This is a genomic window from Enterobacter sp. MGH 24 (assembly GCF_000493015.1).
Lineage (GTDB): Bacteria > Pseudomonadota > Gammaproteobacteria > Enterobacterales > Enterobacteriaceae > Enterobacter.
The window spans coordinates 3,591,698-3,611,484 of the sequence record NZ_KI535657.1 but is presented as its reverse complement, the minus strand read 5'-3'; the positions used below and the strand labels follow the sequence as shown (position 1 = coordinate 3,611,484).

Annotated in this window: 21 protein-coding genes; 6 read left to right on the top strand and 15 right to left on the bottom strand. The window is 54.2% G+C overall.

The window, feature by feature from the left end; genetic code table 11:
• Positions 1 to 33: 33 nt before the first annotated feature.
• Together L370_RS04970 and L370_RS0122115 are read right to left on the bottom strand one after the other, a co-directional pair.
• Positions 34 to 510 carry a WbuC family cupin fold metalloprotein gene (locus tag L370_RS04970; RefSeq protein ID WP_023335588.1) on the bottom strand — a complete coding sequence of 159 codons (477 nt, stop codon included), beginning with the start codon at positions 508 to 510 and terminating at the stop codon, positions 34 to 36.
• Positions 511 to 646: 136 nt separating this feature from the next.
• A complete protein-coding gene (locus L370_RS0122115; protein ID WP_032666719.1) occupies positions 647 to 1,432 on the bottom strand; it encodes a phosphotransferase family protein in 786 nt (261 codons plus the stop codon).
• A 171-nt stretch (positions 1,433 to 1,603) separates the two neighbouring features.
• On the opposite strand from L370_RS0122115, the gene L370_RS04975 reads away from it, so the two are divergent.
• Together L370_RS04975 and L370_RS04980 are read left to right on the top strand one after the other, a co-directional pair.
• On the top strand, positions 1,604 to 3,019 hold the full coding sequence (locus tag L370_RS04975) for a hypothetical protein (RefSeq protein ID WP_023335585.1): 1,416 nt from the start codon (positions 1,604 to 1,606) through the stop codon (positions 3,017 to 3,019).
• 560 nt (positions 3,020 to 3,579) lie between these two features.
• Complete coding sequence (locus tag L370_RS04980) at positions 3,580 to 4,050, top strand: hypothetical protein (RefSeq protein WP_023335584.1); 471 nt, start codon at positions 3,580 to 3,582, stop codon at positions 4,048 to 4,050.
• Between the two features lie 52 nt (positions 4,051 to 4,102).
• Here the strand turns inward: L370_RS04980 and L370_RS04985 are convergent, their stop codons facing one another.
• Together L370_RS04985 and L370_RS04990 are read right to left on the bottom strand one after the other, a co-directional pair.
• Positions 4,103 to 5,026, bottom strand: coding sequence for a LysR substrate-binding domain-containing protein (locus tag L370_RS04985; protein ID WP_023335583.1), 924 nt, complete (start codon positions 5,024 to 5,026; stop codon positions 4,103 to 4,105).
• Between the two features lie 24 nt (positions 5,027 to 5,050).
• Positions 5,051 to 5,587, bottom strand: a complete 537-nt coding sequence (locus tag L370_RS04990; protein WP_023335582.1) for a MarR family winged helix-turn-helix transcriptional regulator — start codon at positions 5,585 to 5,587, stop codon at positions 5,051 to 5,053.
• A 130-nt stretch (positions 5,588 to 5,717) separates the two neighbouring features.
• Here L370_RS04990 and L370_RS04995 point away from each other — a divergent pair, with 130 nt between their 5' ends.
• From L370_RS04995 to L370_RS05010, 4 genes are all read left to right on the top strand, one after another.
• Positions 5,718 to 6,878: an MFS transporter gene (locus L370_RS04995; protein ID WP_023335581.1), complete on the top strand. Its 1,161-nt coding sequence runs from the start codon at positions 5,718 to 5,720 to the stop codon at positions 6,876 to 6,878.
• 82 nt (positions 6,879 to 6,960) lie between these two features.
• A complete protein-coding gene (locus tag L370_RS05000) occupies positions 6,961 to 7,398 on the top strand; it encodes a VOC family protein (protein ID WP_023335580.1) in 438 nt (145 codons plus the stop codon).
• Positions 7,399 to 7,643: 245 nt separating this feature from the next.
• Positions 7,644 to 8,582 (top strand): omptin family outer membrane protease, encoded by a 939-nt coding sequence (locus L370_RS05005; RefSeq protein WP_023335579.1) that lies wholly within the window; start codon positions 7,644 to 7,646, stop codon positions 8,580 to 8,582.
• Between the two features lie 439 nt (positions 8,583 to 9,021).
• Entirely contained in the window at positions 9,022 to 9,549 is a 528-nt protein-coding gene (locus L370_RS05010; protein WP_023335578.1) for a hypothetical protein, read from the top strand.
• A 151-nt stretch (positions 9,550 to 9,700) separates the two neighbouring features.
• Here L370_RS05010 and L370_RS05015 read toward each other — a convergent pair whose 3' ends face one another.
• From L370_RS05015 to paaE, 11 genes are all read right to left on the bottom strand, one after another.
• Positions 9,701 to 10,183 carry a glutathione peroxidase gene (locus L370_RS05015; RefSeq protein WP_023335577.1) on the bottom strand — a complete coding sequence of 161 codons (483 nt, stop codon included), beginning with the start codon at positions 10,181 to 10,183 and terminating at the stop codon, positions 9,701 to 9,703.
• A 52-nt stretch (positions 10,184 to 10,235) separates the two neighbouring features.
• Positions 10,236 to 10,979, bottom strand: a complete 744-nt coding sequence (locus L370_RS05020; protein ID WP_023335576.1) for an SDR family oxidoreductase — start codon at positions 10,977 to 10,979, stop codon at positions 10,236 to 10,238.
• Positions 10,980 to 11,080: 101 nt separating this feature from the next.
• Positions 11,081 to 11,677, bottom strand: coding sequence for a phenylacetic acid degradation protein PaaY (gene paaY / locus L370_RS05025; RefSeq protein ID WP_023335575.1), 597 nt, complete (start codon positions 11,675 to 11,677; stop codon positions 11,081 to 11,083).
• A 9-nt stretch (positions 11,678 to 11,686) separates the two neighbouring features.
• Complete coding sequence (gene paaX / locus L370_RS05030; protein ID WP_032666603.1) at positions 11,687 to 12,622, bottom strand: phenylacetic acid degradation operon negative regulatory protein PaaX; 936 nt, start codon at positions 12,620 to 12,622, stop codon at positions 11,687 to 11,689.
• Between the two features lie 154 nt (positions 12,623 to 12,776).
• Complete coding sequence (gene paaK, locus L370_RS05035; protein WP_023327374.1) at positions 12,777 to 14,093, bottom strand: phenylacetate--CoA ligase PaaK; 1,317 nt, start codon at positions 14,091 to 14,093, stop codon at positions 12,777 to 12,779.
• Between the two features lie 27 nt (positions 14,094 to 14,120).
• Positions 14,121 to 15,326: a 3-oxoadipyl-CoA thiolase gene (gene pcaF, locus L370_RS05040; protein ID WP_023335573.1), complete on the bottom strand. Its 1,206-nt coding sequence runs from the start codon at positions 15,324 to 15,326 to the stop codon at positions 14,121 to 14,123.
• Entirely contained in the window at positions 15,319 to 15,747 is a 429-nt protein-coding gene (gene paaI / locus L370_RS05045; protein ID WP_023335572.1) for a hydroxyphenylacetyl-CoA thioesterase PaaI, read from the bottom strand. Before paaI ends, pcaF begins: the two co-directional genes overlap by 8 nt.
• On the bottom strand, positions 15,737 to 17,161 hold the full coding sequence (gene paaH / locus L370_RS05050) for a 3-hydroxyacyl-CoA dehydrogenase PaaH (protein WP_023335571.1): 1,425 nt from the start codon (positions 17,159 to 17,161) through the stop codon (positions 15,737 to 15,739). Before paaH ends, paaI begins: the two co-directional genes overlap by 11 nt.
• A 1-nt stretch (position 17,162) precedes the next feature.
• Positions 17,163 to 17,951: a 2-(1,2-epoxy-1,2-dihydrophenyl)acetyl-CoA isomerase PaaG gene (paaG, locus tag L370_RS05055; RefSeq protein WP_155858051.1), complete on the bottom strand. Its 789-nt coding sequence runs from the start codon at positions 17,949 to 17,951 to the stop codon at positions 17,163 to 17,165.
• Positions 17,951 to 18,718: a 2,3-dehydroadipyl-CoA hydratase PaaF gene (gene paaF, locus L370_RS05060; RefSeq protein ID WP_023335569.1), complete on the bottom strand. Its 768-nt coding sequence runs from the start codon at positions 18,716 to 18,718 to the stop codon at positions 17,951 to 17,953. The genes paaG and paaF overlap by 1 nt, the downstream gene beginning before the upstream one ends.
• Complete coding sequence (gene paaE / locus L370_RS05065; protein WP_023335568.1) at positions 18,715 to 19,785, bottom strand: 1,2-phenylacetyl-CoA epoxidase subunit PaaE; 1,071 nt, start codon at positions 19,783 to 19,785, stop codon at positions 18,715 to 18,717. Before paaE ends, paaF begins: the two co-directional genes overlap by 4 nt.
• Between the last annotated feature and the right edge of the window lie 2 nt (positions 19,786 to 19,787).

Here is a 19,787-nt window from a genome sequence, read left to right as displayed (position 1 = left end):
GCCTTTCCGCGCGCCGGGTACATAAGAACACAATTACAGAGTAAAACCACCGTCACCCACCTGCGCCTGGGCGTACCATTTCATCAGCTCCGCGCAACCGGGCGCGTTCTCAGCCGGTGACCATCGGGCGGTATCGTGCTCAGGGACAGGCTGATAGCCGCCGTGTTTTACCTCAAAAATGACGCCGCCTTTATCCAGCGACAGCACGGCATGCCAGGTCCCGGCATCCATCTCCAGCACTTTGCACTCTTCACCTAACACCACGCGCTGGGTCACGTTACCGTTATCGTCAAAATTCAGCACCAGAAAGCGACCGCTCAGAGCGGTCAGCAGTTCAAACGTGTGTGGGTGGCGATGGGGGCGGACATAGGTGCCAGGCTCCATCGCGATGGCCAGGCGCTGCACCGGGTCGCTCAGCTCAGGATGTAAATTGCGATGCGCGCGTAAGCGAGGAGAATTGGCAGCCTGCTCGCTTTGTTGCTGCAGGTCACTGAACGTAATTTGTTTCATATACACCTTTGTGAATGGAGTCAGCGGGCGGCAACCCGATTGCCGCAAGACGTTATACCATTCTGAACGGTCGATGAGCGATGGCATTTGTGAAACAAATCGCTGCATCGGTTTCGCAGGCTCTGTTACGACGTGCTCAAAGCAGTGAGATGGACTCATCCAGCCAGCCGGGGAGATGTTCTCTGTACCAGCTCAGGTAGAGCTTATAATCACTTTTTTTCCTTTCGTGCAGTAGTAACACGACTTCAGTGACAATCCATGCTTTAGCAAGAGCGATTTCTCTGGCTAATCTGCCTGCGACCGAATGCGTGGCAAAAACACGGTAGCGCTCGGCAAGTTGCAAAAGGCTTTGTTTTGAGCCCATCCCTTTTACCAGCGGAGCAAGGTCAATAGCCGGGCTGCCAGTACCGAACCTTTCCCAGTCGAAAAGTATCGTATCGCCGTTTTCTCTTCTGCCCCAGTTACCCGCATTGGTATCACCAGAAATTAAACATTCCTGACTAAACAAAACGCTACTCCCTTGCTGAAAACACCGCATCTGCCGCTCAGCCCGGACGGGCAATTCCAGAAGAGACAGAGATTTTTCTAGCGCTGACTCAGACCAGGTATGGGTGTGATAAATCCATGCAGGGTCGGCAGGATAATCGTGTAAACGTGAAAGTCGTTTCAGTATGTCGTTTCCCGCAACCTCATCCTGTGAGATCTTATGAGGAACGTATTCAAGCGTCAGGCTGCGTCGGTGTGGATCGGCGTTAAAAAGTCGTGGGGATTCGACAACGCCACTGAGTGGTTCCGCCGCATGTTCATAAAAGCCGTATTCAACCTCACTAACAGGGTATTTTTCTATTACCTGATTACCATGGTGATCCACAATCAGAAGGACTTTTGCCGCGCCCATCTTGGACAAGTTTTTGCCAGCCATACCATCCTCATGCCACACGTTATGTTTCTGGGCTGAAGTATAGTGTGAAGGATCATCATGCAAGTTCTTGATAAAAATATATTGATTCATCTGAGTTTTTTCATCAGAATCTAGCTGATATAAATCCAATGCAATACACAAAGCTATATACACTGTCTGAGCAGGCATATTATGAACGTTAACGATTTCAAAACTGTAGTTTCTACAAGTTTTTCGATACTGAGCTCTGCAATAAGCCAATTGAGATCGGTAAAGAGTGACCCATTTTTGCAACTTGAAAGTTCTAACCGTGCGAACACACTTGAAAAACTTAGAACTCAAATTTCAACAATTAACAAGTATAGTTTTGTTCATTATCCTGAGCTTTATACTTCAGAAGAGAAGAGCGATCTCAATGAGATAATAATAACCATTGGAAACTACCTTTCAATAATCCAATCATCTATATTTGACGACACTGCTCATGAAAGGATAGAAAGCCTTTCCGAAAGCCTTATCAAGTACGTCAGAATAGCTCAACTAATTAAAGAAACAGATCAAAACGAAAGAATCGCTGTAACTTTCGAAAATAAAGTTAAAGAAGAACTTACAAAGATACTCAAGCTGAAGAATGATGTTGAAATAAACCTTTCAAAAGCTCAAGATATTTACTCAAATAGTACAGAGACTCATGAAACAATTATTAACTTGGTCAATGAACTTAAAAAAGAGCAAAGTGTAGCGAGCAAAAAAGGTCATGACCTAAATCAGTTACTAGTAAAAAGCAGTAGCACTTACAGCAATATTGAAAGTATTCACGACGCATTAAACACTGCAAAAATCACACTTGACGATCTTTACGAAAAATCTAAAAAATTACAAAATGAACTATCCCATTTCACAGAAGAGTCAAAAGAAGAAGTAAAACACATCATTAAAAAAACAGATGAGATAAACAAATTAAATGAAACAATTACATCTCAAAAACAAGCTGCTAAAGAACTTATAGATAATGCTAAAGCAGCTATGAATCTCGCTGGTACTTATCGACTATCAAGGCATTTTAAAACAGCTTACGAACTTGCAAAGTCTAATAGTTCATTTTGGGCTACCACGTCGATAATCTCCGCTCTTGGTTGTATTATCTTTGTAATATATATACTTTATGAAATGAATAAAGTTGCGGACACAACAGGAATAGGTCAAGGTTCGCATTTAATGATGTTATTCATCGCTAGGCTGTCAATGATTCCAATTATGATCGGTTTTTTTGCTTTTAGCGCGATTCAATACGTCAAACAAAATAATATCAGCGAAGATTATGCACATAAAAAATTGCTTTCTGAAACATTAATATCTTTTAAACAAGAGATCGGCAATAATAAATCAGAAAAGGTTTCTGAATTTATGGATCATATTTTAAAAAACATTCTCAACTCCCCGCTGAACTCGAATGATAAAAAATCCCACCGAGAGGAAACTAAAAGCATCAACAACTTAATTACAGCATCTATGCAGATAAATAAAGAAATATTAGACAGAGTATTGCCTGACGAAAGTAAAGAAAAAAATTCAATCAAAGATAATGATAAAAACAATGTAAAGTAAAACAACTAGGTTGGCTAAAAAATCTCATGAGGGATTTCTTGATCACCTCATGAGATTTATTTCAAACAAACAACATTTTACTACTTTGGGCATTTTTCTTTAGTTGGTTATTCTCTATTCGTGAATCAATTACTTGTGATAGCCATTCCCAACACTCGTCCTTTTTCTCCCGGGCATGTTTAAGTTGCATATCAGGATACTTGCCTAACGACATCCATACGGGAGCGCCTTGTCGCTTAACTTGTTCTCACCCGACATAAAAACTCATTCTGGAATACACATTGCAATACATACTTAACTGCTACGCCGTAAACAGTATAAAAGCAATGCAAACAAAACCTCTTCTTTCTTCATAATTAACAATAAGTTAATGAATGAAGTTGATTCTTCATGCGTACCCATGAGGTCGCGTGAAGGCTAATGGATCATCATCCGACATTGAGTAAAACTCACATTAATTCCCACTATTTATCGTTTTTCAAAAGCGCCCCCGCTGAAATACCATCCATTCATCCCTGGAATAGAAAAAATAAATAATACCAATCCTGTATGGAGCACCTATGACACTCGATGTTTTATTCCCTGTAATGAATATTATCTCGCCTCATAAATTTAGCGCCCATGCAAATGTGCATGAGTTGATAGCGTTACTTTCAGCCGAAAAGGAAAGCTCAGAGGCGCTTTCACCTTTCATCCATCGCCTGCACCTCCTCTCTTTCGCCCAAAGCAATCCGGGTAACGCCGAAGAGTTGCTCTCGGCGCATTTACCAAAAGAGGACGGGATCCTTCCGCTGCTTGACTTTGCGGAGTGGCCAAAGGTGCGTTACGCCACGTCAGGCGAAGTTCAGACGCGTGAATCTGAGGAGTATTTCCGTGAAATGACGTCGGCTGCCAATCTGTTACGCGCTGCGCTGATCGCTGCTGAACGCGCAAAGGGGACGCCTGCGCTTTATATTCTGGATAAATTACTTAACCTGAACAGCGCCCTGCCAGAAAGATATAAACAGATGGCGAATATACCCTACGCATAAAATCATTCATCATGCTGGATATTCCGGACGGAATATCCAGCATTTATATTTATTAAAAATGTTTCTTATCTTCATCGAGACAAACAATATCCAGAGAGGGAAAAACCGGCGTATGGAGATGAAGCCAGGCCATCAGGCGTTGGATACTCTCTCTTCTGAGCGAATTTTTTGGCCAGACAAGATAGTAGCCTTCGCCGGTTGCGATAGCTTCCCGGAAAGGCAGTGCGAGAAGCCCACTCTCAAGCGCTTCACGCGTAAGACGAAGATCGGCCATAGCAACACCATGTCCGTTCATGGCGGCACGGCTTCCCTGTTCCAGGGTGTCGAACACTATCCCTCGGCTCACGTCGAGCCCGGGGAATAATCCCGTTCTTTTCAGCCAGCGCTTCCAGTCCCGTCTGTCCGGCGAGGGATGAATAAGATCGCACTGGGCAAGCTGATGCCGGGCAGAATCAAGCAAAGACGGGGTACAAACGGGAATGAGCCATTCGCTGAAAAGCAGCCTGCTCTCTGTTGATTCGCCGAAATAGCCATTACCGAGCAGGATCGCACAATCGTAGGGCTCACGGCTGAAGTCAACGGAATCAACGTCCATCCAGACGCTGGCTATCTCAACCTGAGGTTTTGCATGGTTTTCACGAAAGATTTTCAGAACGTCAAGAAGCCACCGCATCGTCAGGGAGCTGGGGGCCTTGAGGCGCAGAAGGTGGTTTTCACTTTTGAATGCGCGACAGGCCCACTCGATGCTGGTGAAACTTTCGCTCAAATGTCCGGCCAGAACGCGCCCGGCATCGCTGACCTCCACTCTTGGCCCCTGACGTTTAAAGAGCTCACAGTCGAACCACATTTCAAGCGTCCGGATATGCCTGCTGACCGCGCCCGGCGTGATATTCAGTGCTTCAGCCGCTTTGCTGAAGGAGTTCAGCCGCGCGGCAACTTCAAAAGCGCGAAGCGCATACAGTGGCGGTAAAGACATACGTTCCCTTTCTGTGAGGTTTAACTATTCAGTGTTTGTATTATCGGCACTCGATGACTTGTCGCCCAGGCTCTCGGGCGGGAACGTCAACAGCAGCTCCCTGAGCAGGGATTCAAGCTGCGCGCGCTGCGCGTCAGACAAGCTGCTCAGCAGCGCATTTTGCGTTTGCGTATGCACGATCAGCGCCTGTTCGATACGATCCTGCCCGTGCGCGGTCAGGCTTACGAGGGTGCTGCGCTTATCATCCGGATCGGCAATTCGCCTGATAAGCCCTTGCTGTTCGAGATGGCTGAGCCGGTTCGTCATCGCCCCTGAGGTGATCAACAGCGATTTATACAGCTGCGTGGGGGAAAGACAGTACGGCTTACCGGCGCGGCGCAGCGTGGCGAGCACGTCAAACTCGCCCTCGCGAAAGCCAAACTGCGCCATGGCCTGCGCCCGCTCTTTTCCCAGATGCTTCATCAGCCTGAGCATCCGGCCAAAAATTTTCATCGACGAGGCGTCCAGCTCCGGCATGGCACGGCTCCACTGGTCGACAACGAAGTCTACATGGTCTTTCATTTTCACCCCTGGTGGCGTGGGTATTTATCCTGTTGTGCGGTAGATCTTACGCAAAAACAGATTTTATCTTAACGTTAAGATAAATGCTCGTGGCAATTTGCCCGGGCCATTCACAACCGAAAAGGACTCCATGTTGAAACGCACGTCGCCTTTACTCTTCGCCGTTATCGCTTTTATCGTCGGGCTGAACCTGCGCCCTGTTCTGGCTTCTGTCGGACCGCTGTTTTCCGTGCTGCAGCGCGAAGCGGGGCTAACCGCTACGCAATTCAGCCTCCTGACCACCCTGCCGGTCGCGATGATGGGACTGGCCGCCTTATGCGGCCCCTGGCTTTTAGCCAAAGTCGGTGCCGTACGGGGAATTATGTTCGGGCTCTTCATCCTGCTTGTGGCCTGTTTATTACGCGGTTTTAGCGCCTCACCGGAGAGTCTTATGGGCACCGCGTTACTGGGCGGGGCCAGCATAGGTACGATCCAGGCGTTAATGCCTGCCCTGATAAAAAAGGAATATACGCAAACGGCCAGCACGGTAATGTCGCTCTTCAGCACGGGCATTATGGCCGGCGCGGCAGTCGCCGCCGCCAGCGCCGAGCCGTTGTTTTCATGGCTCACGCTGAAGCCCGCGCTGGCAATGGCCGGGGTGTTAGCGCTGCTGGCGCTGATACTGTGGTTAACCCTGGTTAAGCATCCACAAGGTGAAAAAACGGCACGCGAAGACGTTACGTTCCCCTCCTCACGTACAGCCCTACTGTTGATCTTTTTCGGGGTGGGAACGGGAGCCTATACGCTGGTGTTAGCCTGGCTGCCCCCGCTCTATATTCAGGCGGGATGGTCCGCCCGCAGCAGCGGCTTCATGCTGGCCTGGCTGACGTTAACCGAGGTTGTCGCCGGGTTTGTCGTCTCCGCGCTGATCGGTAAATTCCCCGACCGTCGCGTGCCGCTGATCGCCGTACTGTTGCTGCTGCTGGCGGGATTACTGTGTCTGGTCTTTTCGCCGGGTACGACGCCGGTATTATCCACGCTGCTGCTCGGGACCGGGATCGGCGCCCTCTTCCCGCTGTCGCTCATCGTCACCTTCGATCATGCGCGAACGCCCGCGCAGGCCGGGAAGTTACTGTCTAAAGTTCAGGGAGGTGGGTACATGCTCGCCGCGCTTATGCCGTTAATTGCGGGGATCGTTCGCGACAGTTCGGTCTCGCTGACCACCGCATGGCTGATCATGAGTGCAGGAGTCGTGCTGCTGATCGTCATCGCGCTGAATTTTAAACCCGTCGTGGACGTGCAGGCACGGTGAATGCGAGACCAGAATTGAGAGTCGTATTTCAGTCGGTCGTAAGATAAATTCAGGGTGAATCTCACCTCATTCAGGAGTGGATATGTCGCAGACGTTACCAGAAATTGATGTCTTGTTCGTCGCCGGGTTCGGGCCCATTTCGCGGGATACGGAGACCAGCACCGCGTTTTATGTCCAGACACTCGGCCTTCCGCTGAAGCCGATGGAGGGGAATACCGATTACCTGCTCACTGAAGAGGGCCAGCTGGCAGGCGTGAAGCATTTCGCCATCTGGCCGCTCGCACAGGCGGCTGCGTCCTGCTTTGGAGAAGAACAGTGGCCCACTGAGTACCCGATACCGCAGGGATGGGTTGAGTACGAGGTTCAGGATCTGGACTCGGCAACCCGCAATCTGAGTGAAAAAGGCTATCGCCTGCTGGTGGCCAACCGCACCGAACCGTGGGGCCAGACCGTTACTCGCCTGCTCAGTCCGGAGGGACTGCTGACCGGATTGACGATCACACCGTGGCTGCGCGGGTAAACGGAATGTGTTTGTGGCGCCGGTTACAGTGAATAACAACGTTTTATCCGCAAACGACCGTTGTTTAGCATCAAGCCAGTAGTCATGTAAATATTAGCGGTCGCCTCCTTCAGGCGGCCCAAAGTTAAATATTGCTCCTTACGTCAAATTATAAAAAATTACCAAAACTGGCAGTTGATTCTTATTTGTATGACTTTTAATATTCCCCTGCAACTCATTGATTAATTTGTTTTAGGGAAATAAAAATGACAAGAAATATTGTTGCGGGAATGATGATGGCCGCGTTTTCAGGGGCAGTATATGCAGGTTCCTTACAAGCCACACCGGATTTCTCACCGGAAAGCTTCACGGTTTCAGCATCTGCCGGGATGCTGAGCGGAAAATCCCACGAGATGGTTTATGACGAAGTCACAGGAAGAAAAGTTAGCCAGCTGGACTGGAAAATAAAAAATGTCGCTATTTTGAAAGGCGATATTTCCTGGGATGCATACGCCTTCTTGACACTGAACGCTCGAGGCTGGACATCTCTGGCATCAGGCTCAGGTCATATGGATGACTATGACTGGATGAACGCCAAACAATCCTCCTGGACAGACCATTCAAGCCATCCTGCCACTAACGTTAACTACGCCAATGAATACGATCTCAACCTAAAAGGGTGGATCTTCCAGGGCGATAATTATAAAGCGGGCGTAACCGCAGGTTATCAGGAAACACGCTTCAGCTGGACGGCGACCGGGGGTACTTATAATTATGATAACGGCGCCTATCAGGGGAACTTCCCGGCAGGCGAACGCGGTATTGGTTATAGCCAGCGTTTCTCTATGCCATACATCGGCCTTGCAGGGCAGTACCGCTTTAATGACTTTGAATTTAATGCCCTGTTCAAATTCAGTGACTGGGTGCGTGCACATGATAACGACGAACACTACATGCGCGATCTGACTTTCCGCGAGAAGACAACGGACTCCCGCTATTATGGTGCGTCTGTTGATGCCGGGTATTACGTCACTCCGCACGCCAAAGTTTTTGCTGAATTTACCTATAGCAGTTATGAAGAAGGTAAAGGCGGTACGCAGATTATTGATACCAATACGGGTGACTCCGGCTCTATTGGTGGGGATGCGGCAGGTATTTCTAACCATAACTATACGATTACAGCGGGTCTGCAATACCGCTTCTGATTCAGGCGAAACGCAGTCCATAGTTAAAGCAGACCAGGCCCCTGATGGGGCCTTTTTCGTTGCGTTGAGCGAATGCCTTGCCAGGGACACTCCCAGGACGCCTGCCATCCAACTCCAGGTGTTGCGACAAATTCTGGAAGTACAATAATTGTCTCTTTACCGCACTACTGGCATCTTCATTTCCTTTAGCTGACGCGTTACAAAAAATAACAGTGTTAACTCAAAATAATAGATTGTAATATGGTTCCAAAATGCTAACAAACAAAGGAGTGATATGTTTTCTCAAATACCACGTGTCAAAAGAGGGATAGGGATTTCTTAGCGAAATTTTTAGATCAAAAAACAATCAATTACGGACATGGCGTTAGGTATTGGTGAGTCTGGTTCACGCACAACGTCACGCCCAAAAAAATGAATTTAAGTTATCAAGGATAAAAAAATGAAAATCATCATATCAAGTGTAATCATTGGCGCGTCAGTGTTGTTATCATCTGCGATGTTATCAGGAAATCTGGAGTTTAAGAAACAGAACATTTTAAGTAATGATAACGGTCATGTATCATTAGGAAAAGTTTATAGTGAAAATGCATTTATTGATGTTGAATTAAAAACAGACAGTGATAACTCAACCCTCTTCAAGCTTACTGATTTATCTGTCGGTTCTTATCAAGACGGCATTAAGAGAGAGATTCAGTCAATTATTGATGATTATAATAAAGACAAATCCGATGATAAAAAAACAACTAGCGACAAACTTTCTTTAAAAGTCCCTGCAACACTTACACTGAAGATCCACAATGTATATCGTGCTGAAAATATTCCGATGTACAATCTCACAATAGATACCCAGTCCATAAAATTTGGTAAAGAGACTCCAGTATTAAAATCCGTATTAGAAGCATCAGACAAAATAGTGAAGGATAATAACCAACGAATCCAGGAAACATTTTTCTTGTCGAAAAAATAGCGTTATAATTTAAAGCTCGTAACGTCCGCTCCCGGCACAACGCGGTAAAAACAGCGTTTAGTCCGTCAGGCACACAGAGCGGACGTTATCTTCTCTCCGGTGTGAGTATTTCGACCGGCTCTAAAGGAGAAAGGTTCGGCTATCAGAAACCTTACATTTCCAGTGCCGCATGAATTGCAGGGTCTATTTTTTCTGGCGTCGTCATTGGAGCAAAACGCTTGAGAGGTTTACCGTCGCGGCCAATCAGGAACTTAGTAAAGTTCCACTTGATCCGCCCGCCCAGTACGCCGGGCAATTCGTTTTTCAGATAACGAAACAGCGGGTGCGCTGCGCTACCGTTAACCTCGACTTTCTCGAACATAGGGAAACTCACGCCGTAGTTGATGTAACAGGTTTTCGCGATTTCGTCGGCGCCGCCGGGTTCCTGTTTACCGAACTGGTTGCAGGGGAAGCCAAGCACCACTAACCCTCGATCGGCGTATTTCTTGTATAGCGCTTCAAGCCCAGCGTACTGAGGCGTGAAGCCGCACTGGCTGGCGGTATTAACGACCAGAACTACCTTACCCGCATAGTCGGCCATTGAGATCGGTCGGCCATCAAGGCGGGTAGCGGTAAATTGGTAAAAGCGCGTCATCTCTGTGGTCCCTGTTCTGCTAAATCAAGAGGTGGATACAAAAATAAGAGGTTCAGGACTGACATTCCAGATCTTCGCGAGTGGGTCCCTGAAAGTAGACGGTACCAATATGGCAGCTACGTGGCTGAGTCAGCACAAAACGCATCGTTTCCCAGACCGACCGTCCATTCATTAAGCGCTCCCCCATTCGTGATCGATCGTCGACAAGCGCATCTATCCCGGTAAGTTCAAAATCAGGTGGATACATGCCGGTTACCCTTATATTTTCAAGGGACAATTCTTTTGACAGTTTGGTGATAAAGCCGCTCATTCCATGTTTGCTGGCAAAAAAAGCGGGATGGGCAATCGAATCTGTAAAGTTCGGAATACCGCACGCAGATATAACCGCAATGATGTCTGCACTCTCTGAGCGTCTTAAACCCGGAAGTATTGCCTGGGTGAGCAGGATTGAACCCGTCAGGCCTGAACTGACGGTATTGACGATTTCAATGCTCGATTGTTGGTCTATTGTCCCGGACAACCACTGAGCAGCATTCAGAATTAAAATATCGATTGGCCTGTCTGAATCTAAAACCTGCGAAACAAACTCAGAAATGGATTCCGGCAGGGCTAAATCACAGAGATACCCTTTCGCCTCACCACCTTCAGCTGCGATGAGGCTGCAGGTTTTTTGAATATCCACCGCCCGACGGGCGCTAAAATCCACTTCTACGCCCTCTCGTGCCAGCCAGACGCACAGCGCCTGACCAAATCCTCCGCCACCACCCGTGATAACAGCGCGTTTACCTCTCAGCATAACTCTGCGTCCTTTGTCGTGATGAGTCTGTATCGGAGGATTAATAGCACGATGAGGCGGGTAACATCTTCCCGTTAGTGCTGTGGCGAGAACTTCCAGTCCTACACCGCCGACTTCGGCCTTAAATTCTCGTCAAACGCCAGCCGTTTCCGGTCAGGCTCAGCCTCGCGCAGCGGTTCCACCTGGTGCATTGTCAGCTTGCAGCGCTCCACCAGCACCTGATACTCCCGCGTGCCCTGCTGCTTCCATGCCAGCTCCTGCTCGCTGAGTTCGCGAATCGCTTTGGCCGGGCTGCCGATAATCAAATGGTTGGCGGGCATCTCCGCTTTCGCCTTCACGAACGCCGCCGCGCCGACGATGCTGTTTTCACCGATGACCGCGCCGTCCATCACCACCGCGTTCATGCCCACCAGCGCATTGCGGCGGATCACGCAGCCGTGGAGAATGGCGCTGTGGCCGATATGCCCGTCCTCTTCCACCACCGTGTCCTGCTCAGGGAAGCCGTGCATCACGCAGTTATCCTGAATGTTGGCACCGTCTTTCACCACGATACGGCCAAAATCACCGCGCAGGCTGGCGTTAGGGCCAACATAAACGCCTTTGCCCAGAATCACGTCCCCAATCAGCACCGCCGTTGGGTGAACATAGCTCTCGTCAGGCACGACCGGCGTCAGACCGTCAATTTGATAAACAGGCATACCCTCTCCTTACGCAGTATTCAGACCACCGAAACGTTGATAGTAAAGCGTGCCGGGCACGGGCAATTCCCCAACCGAGGTTTCGCCTTTTTCGCTGACAAACGCCAGCGCCCCCGGCGCGACACGCTGATAGATATTAATGCAGAGCTGTCGGGCGCTTTGCCCCGCCCAGTGCGCGGGCAGCAACTCTTCCGGCAGCAGCGGGTCTTTCAGCACCACGCGACGATAAAAATGAATCAGCAGCAGCTGGATCTGGAAACAGCGTTCCGGCGTCAGCTCCTCCGCCGAGGCCTCTTTCAGCAGCGGCAGCAGCGGGCGGAACGAATTGATAAACGACTCGTACATCGCGTTTTGTTCGGTTAACTGCCAGCACTCTTCTACCCGCGAACGCAGCGCGGCGCGGGAGAGCGCCAGCGGCGAGTGGGCTTCAAAGAAAATCACGTTTTCCGCCACGCCGGCATCGTGAAGCAGGGACTGCACGTCCGCCAGATGCTGCGACGGCGAGGCCATCAGGCTCGGCGCCAGCGTGCCAAACCCCTGCCAGATCAGCTGTTTTTTGACGTCGGCAAGGGTATTTTTGTCCAGCCCTTCGGAAAGCAGCAATAACCATTTGCCGTCCCAGGCGGGCAGTTCAGCACGGTAGATCTTATTCTCCGCGCGACGCGTCAGGCGCAGCCCTTTATCGCTCAGGCGGTAAAAGCTGCGACGCCCGATGCGGGAAACGTCCAGCCAGCCCTCTTTGTTGAGGCGAAACAGCGCGGTGCGCACGAAGCGCTCGCCAAACCCCATGCCTTCCAGCAGGGCGGCCAGGCTGCCGAGCCAAATCTCACCGCCGCGATGGGAAAGCGCGTCACCGTATAACGAGGAGATAAGCGAGGTCCCGCTGACGGGAACGGAGCTGACCGCGTGCTGGATAAAGGCGTCGAGTTTATTCATGTGATTCATTCTGTTGTTATTTTTGTCCTGGATGAATCATAGCATAGGATTCTGGGGTTTCCCCCTCACCCTGAGCCTCTCCCCAGAGGGGAGAGGGAATAGACCGTACCGAGCAGTCCCTTCTCCCCTCTGGGGAGAAGGTTAGGATGAGGGGTAAGGTGTTTTAACCGTTGGCCGCCACTTTACGTAAATCAAACACCCGGCAGGCTTTGCCCTCTGAGCGTGGAATGCTGCCGCAGTTCACGATCGTCACGTCGGTGGAGATCCCCACCATTGATTTAATGCGGTGGCGCAGCTGGTGGCACACCTGACAGCGCTGCTCGTGCGTCAGCGTGAGGCTACTCTCTTTCAGCTCCACCTTCACGGAAAGTGAATCAAGATGCCCGCGACGGTTCACCTCCAGCTGGTAGTGCGGAGAAAGGTGCTCGAACTTCACGATCTCCTCTTCCAGCTGCGACGGGAAGACGTTGACGCCGCGGATGATCAGCATATCGTCGCTGCGGCCGCTGATCCGGTCCATACGACGCATGCTGCGCGCGGTGGCGGGGAGCAGGCGCGTCAGGTCGCGGGTGCGGTAGCGGATCACCGGCAGCGCCTCTTTGGTCAGCGTGGTGAACAGCAGCTCGCCCTGCTGACCGTCATCCAGCGGCGTGCCGTCGTTCGGGTTGACGATCTCCGGGTAGAAGTGATCTTCCCAGATGGTCGGGCCGTCGACGGTTTCGATGCACTCCATCGCCACGCCCGGCCCCATCACCTCGGAAAGGCCATAAATGTCCAGCGCCGTAATGCCTAAGCGTTTTTCGATTTCGCGACGCATGGCCTGCGTCCACGGCTCGGCGCCGAAGACGCCCACGCGCAGGGAACAGCCGCTGGCATCGCCGCCCATCTGGCGCTCCAGCTCCTCAATCAGGTTGAGGCAGTAGGACGGCGTCACCATGATCATGTCCGGCTGGAAATCACGGATCAACTGCGCCTGTTTCTCCGTCTGGCCGCCGGACATCGGGATCACCGTCGCGCCTAAACGCTCGGCGCCGTAGTGCGCCCCCAGCCCGCCGGTAAACAGGCCATAGCCATACGCCACGTGTATTTTGTCCTTCGCGCTGCCGCCCGCGGCGCGCAGGGAGCGGGCCACCAGATTGGCCCAGTTGTCGATGTCGCCCTGCGTGTAGCCGACAACGGTCGGTTTGCCGGTGGTGCCGGATGACGCGTGAATGCGCACCACCTGCTCCATCGGCACGGCAAAGGTATCGAACGGATAGTTATCCCGCAGGTCCTGCTTGGTGGTGCACGGGAATTTGCGGATATCCGCCAGCTCGTTGAAATCGTCAGGGTGAACGCCCGCGGCGTCAAACTTGCGTTTGTACATCGGCACGTTGTTGTAGGCGTGATGCAGCGTCCATTTCAGACGCGCGGTCTGCAGCGCCTGTAGCTCGTCAAGGGAGGCCGTTTCAATCGGATCAAGCTTTGTTGTATTTGTCATTGTAGGGTACTCACATTGTTTTTATGCTCAAACACGCTCAAGGATCATGGCAATGCCCTGACCCACACCGATGCACATCGTACACAGCGCGTAGCGCCCGCCGCGTCGGTGCAGTTCGTTACTCGCGGCCAGCGCCAGTCTGGCCCCGCTCATGCCCAGCGGGTGGCCCAGCGCAATCGCGCCACCGTTCGGGTTGACGTGCGCGGCGTCATCCGGCAGGCCCAGCTGACGCAGCACGCCCAGCGCCTGCGAGGCGAACGCTTCGTTAAGCTCAATCACGTCCATATCGTTAATACTGAGTCCGGCGCGCTCCAGCACCTTGCGGGTGGCGGGTACCGGGCCGAGCCCCATCAGACGTGGCTCCACGCCTGCCGTCGCCATCGCCACGATCCGCGTGCGCGGGACTAGCCCCTGCGCCAGCGCCATCTTCTCGCTGGCGACGATCAGCGCCGCCGCGCCGTCGTTGACGCCGGAGGCATTTCCCGCCGTAACCACCCCGTTCTTACGGAACGGCGTTTTCAGACCGGCAAGCTGCTCGAGCGTGGTGTCCGCGCGCGGGTGTTCATCCACGCTGAACTCGGTGACCGCCCCTTTTTTGCCCGGCACCTGCACCGGCACTATCTCCTGCGCCAGAATGCCGTTCTGCTGCGCCTGTGCGGTACGCTGCTGGCTGCGCAGCGCGAACGCGTCCTGATCGGCACGGCTGATATTTAACAATTCAGCTACATTCTCTGCCGTTTCCGGCATACTGTCAGTTCCGAATTGCTGATGCATGAGCGGATTCACAAATCGCCAGCCGATGGTGGTATCAAAGATTTCCGCCTGACGCTGAAACGCGGCGGTGGCTTTGCCCATCACAAACGGCGCGCGGGACATGGACTCCACGCCGCCCGCGATCAGCAGGTCGCCATCGCCCGCCTTAATGGCGCGCGCCGCAAAACCAATCGCGTCCAGCCCCGACCCGCACAGGCGGTTAATGGTGGTTCCGGACACCGTCTGCGGCAGCCCGGCCAGCAGGGACGACATGCGCGCGACGTTGCGGTTATCTTCCCCCGCCTGGTTGGAGCAGCCGAAAATCACGTCGTCGATCCGCTCAAGGTCGAGCTGGGGGTAGCGGGCCAGCAGCGCGCGCAGCGGCACGGCACCGAGATCGTCGGTTCTTACCGCAGAAAGCGAGCCGCCGTAGCGCCCCACCGGGGTTCGAACGCCATCACAAATAAATGCGTTACGCATCTGCCTCTCCTGTCACGCTGCCGCCGATGCGGTGAGATTTCCCGCGAAAAAGGGCGACGGTTTTCTGTTGTTGATTCTGAATTTCAATGTCGTACACGCCGGTCAGCTTGCCCTGATGCATCACCCGCGCGGTGGCGGTGAGCGTGTCCCCGGCGAAGCCCGGACGCAGAAAATCAATCGAGCAGCCGGAGGCGACCGCCGCCAGCCCCTGGCTGTTGCAGGCGTAGGCAAAGGCGGTGTCCGCCAGGGAAAACAGCTGCCCGCCGTGGCAGGTTTGGTGGCCGTTAAGCATCTGCGGAGTGATGGTCATGGTCACCACCGCATAGCCTTCATCCATGTCGACAATGTCCATCCCCATCGCCTGCGCGCAGGCGTCCCGTTCGTACATCGCGCGGGCGTTATGCCAGGCGTTATGACTCATAGCTACTCTCCAGAAGCGCGCGCTGGCGCAGCAGTGAACAGGGGCGATAGCGCTCTTCGCCGTAATGACGCTGCAGGTTCTCCAGCAGCGTCAGCAGGCGCTGCCAGCCCAGACGCTCGCCCCAGGCGATCGGCCCGCTTGGGTAGTTAACGCCCAGGCGCATGGCGGTATCGATGTCCTTCTCGCTGGCGACCCCTTTTTGCAGGGCATCCAGCGCTTCGTTGGCAATCATCGCCAGCGTGCGCCAGACCAGCAGGCCGGGATAATCGGCGATTTGCACCACCCGGTTACCCTGCTGTTGCAGGTAGCAGATGGCCTTTTGCGTCGCGGTGTGCGGGTTGCTGGCGGCAGCTGCAATCACCGCCACATCGCGCTCAATGCGGTCCACCACCACCACCGCGCCGTTGAGCCGTAGCGCCAGCGCCTGAGCGGTTTCCCCCTGCGTTTCAATCAGATATACATCATCAATTTCGGTGACACCGTCACGTCTCTTTTCCACGCGCATCGGGCTGTAGCTGTCGTTCACGGCAGGCACCCACCGCACATCGGGTTTGTCACCCTGCCAGTTGTAGACGCCCTTCCCGCTCTTTTTGCCCAGCCTTCCTGCCAGCACCAGCTCCTGCTGCACCAGCGAAGGCAGAAAACGACGCTCCTGCCAGAAGGCGTTAAACACCGAGCAGGTCACCGCGAAATTCACGTCCTGACCAATCATGTCGGTCAGTTCCAGCGGCCCCATCGGGAAACCGCCGCCTTCGCGCAGGGCGGCATCAATCACCTCCGGCGGCGCGACCTGCTCTTCCAGCGCGCGCCAGGCTTCGGAATAGAACGGACGGGCTACGCGGTTGACGATGAACCCCGGCGTTGACTGGCAGCGAACGGGCTGTTTGCCCCAGTTCAGCGCCAGCTCGCACAGCGCATCTGCCACTTCCGGAGAGGTCGCCAGCCCGCTGACCACCTCTACCAGCTTCATTACCGGCGCCGGGTTAAAGAAGTGCAGCCCTGCGACCCGCTCCGGGTGGTGGATGTCCGCCGCAATCGCCGTAACGGAGATGGAAGAGGTATTGCTGGTCAGCACCGTCTGCGGCGGGCAGATCTTAGCCAGCTGAGCAAACAGCGCCTTTTTCACCTCCAGACGCTCGGAGGCCGCTTCTATGACCAGATCGGCCGCGGCGAGCGCCTCGATATCCGTGACCGGAAGCAGCCGGGCGAGGATCTGGCTCCCGGCATCGGCGGAGAGTTTTCCGCGCGTCACCCGGGAGGCCAGACGCTGGCGGATCCCGTCGATGGCGCGCGATATCGCATCGCTGGAGATGTCGTAGATCAGCACCTGATGGCCGTGGCTGGCGGCGACTTCGGCAATCCCTGCGCCCATCGTGCCGCTGCCAATCACGGCGACAGTCCGTATGTTCAGCATCTTATTTCCCCGTAAAGTTCGGCGCGCGCTTCGCCAGGAAGGCGCTGACGCCCTCGCGGTAGTCGTCGCTGCGCCCGGCCAGGCGCTGATAGTCGCGCTCCAGATCGAGCTGGGCGTCCAGGGTATTGGTTTCCGCGGCATTGATGGCCTGCTTGATCAGCCCCAGCCCGAAGGTCGGCTGAGACGCAAAATGCAGCGCCATCTGCTGCGCCGTAGCGGAGAGCTGTTCGTCATCCACCACCTGCCAGATCATCCCCCACGCCTGCGCCTGTTCGGCGCTGAGTTTGTCGCCGAGCAGCGCCAGCCCCATGGCGCGGGCGCGTCCGGCCACGCGCGGCAGCAGCCAGGTGCCGCCGCAGTCCGGCACCAGACCGAGCTTGCTGAAGGCCATCACGAAGTTGGCGGAACGGGCGGCAATGACCATGTCACATCCCAGCGCCAGCGTGGCGCCCGCACCGGCCGCCACGCCGTTAACGGCACAGATGACCGGTTTCGGCAGCTTTGCCAGGCGGCGCACCAGCGGGTTATAGAAGGTTTCAACGGACATCCCCAGATCCGGCGCCGGGCCGTTGGGGTCGACGTTGCGGTCGTTCAGATCCTGACCGGCGCAAAAGCCGCGTCCGGCTCCGGTGATCAGCAGACAGCGAACGGTGTCATCCCGCTCGGCCTGTTTCAGGCACTCGGCAAGCTGCTGGTGCATCACGTCGTTAAAGCTGTTCAGACGCTCCGGACGGTTCAGCGTAATGGTCATTACGCCCTGCTCAACACGACTGAGAATACATTCCACAATTAGCGTCCTTTAAAGTCGGGGGTGCGTTTTTGTAAGAAGGCGTCGATGCCTTCCCGGCGGTCTTCGGTGGCAGAAAGCAGCGTAAACAGCTGACGCTCCTGGGCCAGACCGGCCTGGAGCGGCACCTCCTGAGACTGGCGCAGCGCCTGTTTCGCCGCCTGCAGCGCCAGCGGAGAGTGGCGCGCCATCAGCGCCGCCTGCTTCAGGGCATACTCCAGCGTCAGCGCTGCCGGGAAAACGTCGCTGACCAGCCCGGCGCTCAGCGCCTGCTCTGCGGTAATACTCTCGCCCGTCAGCACCATTTTGCTGGCAAGGTATTTCCCGACGCAGCGAATCAGACGCTGGGTGCCGCCCGCGCCGGGCATAATGCCCAGCGTAATTTCCGGCAGGCCAAAGCGGGCGTTATCGCCAGCAACGATCGCGTCGCACAGCAGCGCCAGCTCGCAGCCTGCGCCCAGCGCGAAGCCGTTCACGGCGGCAATCAGCGGTTTAGGAAAAGCGTTAATCCGCGCCCAAAGCAGCGGGCGGATATCGTTCAGGGTGGCGGGCAGGTCCTTCTCCGCCATTTCGTTGAGATCGGCCCCGGCGGCAAAGCAGCGCTCGCTGCCGTAAATCACGCAGACGGCGACGTCAGCATCCACAGCGGCGGCCTCAAGCTGCTCGGCAATCTGCGTCAACAGCGCGTTGTTAAGGGCGTTGCGCGCCGCCGGACGGTTGAGCGTCAGCTGCAGCACGCGGCCATGACGGGTAACAATCAGTTCGCTCATGCCATCCCCTTCGCGTCGAAGTCGACAATCACGTCGGCGGTTAACGGCAGCGACTGGCAGCTCAGCACGTATCCGGCGGCCAGCTCGTCCGGCTCCAGGCTGTAGTTGGTCGCCATGTCCACCTTCCCGCGCAGCACCTTGCATTTACAGGTGGCGCACACGCCGCCCTTGCAGGCATACGGGAGATCTGCCCCCTGACGCAGGGCGGCATCCAGGATGCTTTCATCCTCCGCCGTCAGGGTGATTTCGCGGTCGCGTCCGTCCTGGCGCACGGTCACTTTCTGTCCTTCCGCCTGGACGTGCACCGCGCGTTTAGCGGTGGTTCCTGGGGTGTTAAAGCGCTCAAGATGAATGGATTTGTCCGGCATCCCCAGCGCCTTCAGCGTCGCTTCGGCGTCGTCCATCATCGCCGACGGGCCGCAGATAAACGCCTCGTCGTACTGGCGGAAGTTAATCAGGGTTTTCGCCAGCGCCTGCAGCTTTTCCCCGTCGATGCGGCCGTAAAGCAGATCGCTGTCCAGCCGCTCCTGGCTGAAGATGGAGACCAGCTGCAGCCGCTGCGTGTATTTGTCCTTCAGGTCCGCCAGCGCCTGGCGGAACATCATGCTCTGGCTGCTGCGGTTGCCGTAGATCAGGGTGAACTGGCTGTTCGGTTCGATCGCCAGCGTCGCGGAGATAATCGCCAGCATCGGGGTGATCCCGGAGCCTGCCGCAATGGCCAGGTAGTGGCCTTCGCGTTCGGCCCGCGGCTGGTAGCCAAACTGCCCCTGAGGAACCATCACCTCCAGGGCCATACCCGATTTGATCTCATCCCGGGCATAGCGGGAAAAACGCCCGCCGTCGATGGCTTTGACCGCCACGCTGATTTCGCCCGGGGCGGTACTCCGGCAGATGGAGTAGCAGCGGCGCAGCTCTTCCCCGCCCAGCTTCGTTTTTAACGTCAGGTGCTGGCCGGGACGGAAGCGGTAGGCGTCCTGCAAATCGTTTGGCACGGCGAAGGTAATCGTCACCGCGTCGCGGGTTTCGGGTTCCACTTTTGCCACTGTTAATGAATGAAACGTTGTCATGG

Excerpts from the sequence above, each read along its gene's own strand:
- L370_RS0122115 (WP_032666719.1), bottom strand. The coding sequence starts at position 1,432 with ATGGCTGGCAAAAACTTGTCCAAGATGGGCGCGGCAAAAGTCCTTCTG.
- L370_RS05020 (WP_023335576.1), bottom strand. The coding sequence starts at position 10,979 with ATGCTGAGAGGTAAACGCGCTGTTATCACGGGTGGTGGCGGAGGATTT.
- L370_RS04995 (WP_023335581.1), top strand. The coding sequence starts at position 5,718 with ATGTTGAAACGCACGTCGCCTTTACTCTTCGCCGTTATCGCTTTTATC.
- L370_RS04975 (WP_023335585.1), top strand. The coding sequence starts at position 1,604 with ATGAACGTTAACGATTTCAAAACTGTAGTTTCTACAAGTTTTTCGATA.
- pcaF (WP_023335573.1), bottom strand. The coding sequence starts at position 15,326 with ATGCGTAACGCATTTATTTGTGATGGCGTTCGAACCCCGGTGGGGCGC.
- L370_RS04985 (WP_023335583.1), bottom strand. The coding sequence starts at position 5,026 with ATGTCTTTACCGCCACTGTATGCGCTTCGCGCTTTTGAAGTTGCCGCG.
- paaE (WP_023335568.1), bottom strand. The coding sequence starts at position 19,785 with ATGACAACGTTTCATTCATTAACAGTGGCAAAAGTGGAACCCGAAACC.
- L370_RS05005 (WP_023335579.1), top strand. The coding sequence starts at position 7,644 with ATGACAAGAAATATTGTTGCGGGAATGATGATGGCCGCGTTTTCAGGG.
- paaF (WP_023335569.1), bottom strand. The coding sequence starts at position 18,718 with ATGAGCGAACTGATTGTTACCCGTCATGGCCGCGTGCTGCAGCTGACG.
- L370_RS05000 (WP_023335580.1), top strand. The coding sequence starts at position 6,961 with ATGTCGCAGACGTTACCAGAAATTGATGTCTTGTTCGTCGCCGGGTTC.
- L370_RS05010 (WP_023335578.1), top strand. The coding sequence starts at position 9,022 with ATGAAAATCATCATATCAAGTGTAATCATTGGCGCGTCAGTGTTGTTA.
- paaX (WP_032666603.1), bottom strand. The coding sequence starts at position 12,622 with ATGAATCACATGAATAAACTCGACGCCTTTATCCAGCACGCGGTCAGC.
- L370_RS04980 (WP_023335584.1), top strand. The coding sequence starts at position 3,580 with ATGACACTCGATGTTTTATTCCCTGTAATGAATATTATCTCGCCTCAT.
- paaK (WP_023327374.1), bottom strand. The coding sequence starts at position 14,093 with ATGACAAATACAACAAAGCTTGATCCGATTGAAACGGCCTCCCTTGAC.
- L370_RS04990 (WP_023335582.1), bottom strand. The coding sequence starts at position 5,587 with ATGAAAGACCATGTAGACTTCGTTGTCGACCAGTGGAGCCGTGCCATG.
- L370_RS04970 (WP_023335588.1), bottom strand. The coding sequence starts at position 510 with ATGAAACAAATTACGTTCAGTGACCTGCAGCAACAAAGCGAGCAGGCT.
- paaI (WP_023335572.1), bottom strand. The coding sequence starts at position 15,747 with ATGAGTCATAACGCCTGGCATAACGCCCGCGCGATGTACGAACGGGAC.
- L370_RS05015 (WP_023335577.1), bottom strand. The coding sequence starts at position 10,183 with ATGACGCGCTTTTACCAATTTACCGCTACCCGCCTTGATGGCCGACCG.
- paaY (WP_023335575.1), bottom strand. The coding sequence starts at position 11,677 with ATGCCTGTTTATCAAATTGACGGTCTGACGCCGGTCGTGCCTGACGAG.
- paaH (WP_023335571.1), bottom strand. The coding sequence starts at position 17,161 with ATGCTGAACATACGGACTGTCGCCGTGATTGGCAGCGGCACGATGGGC.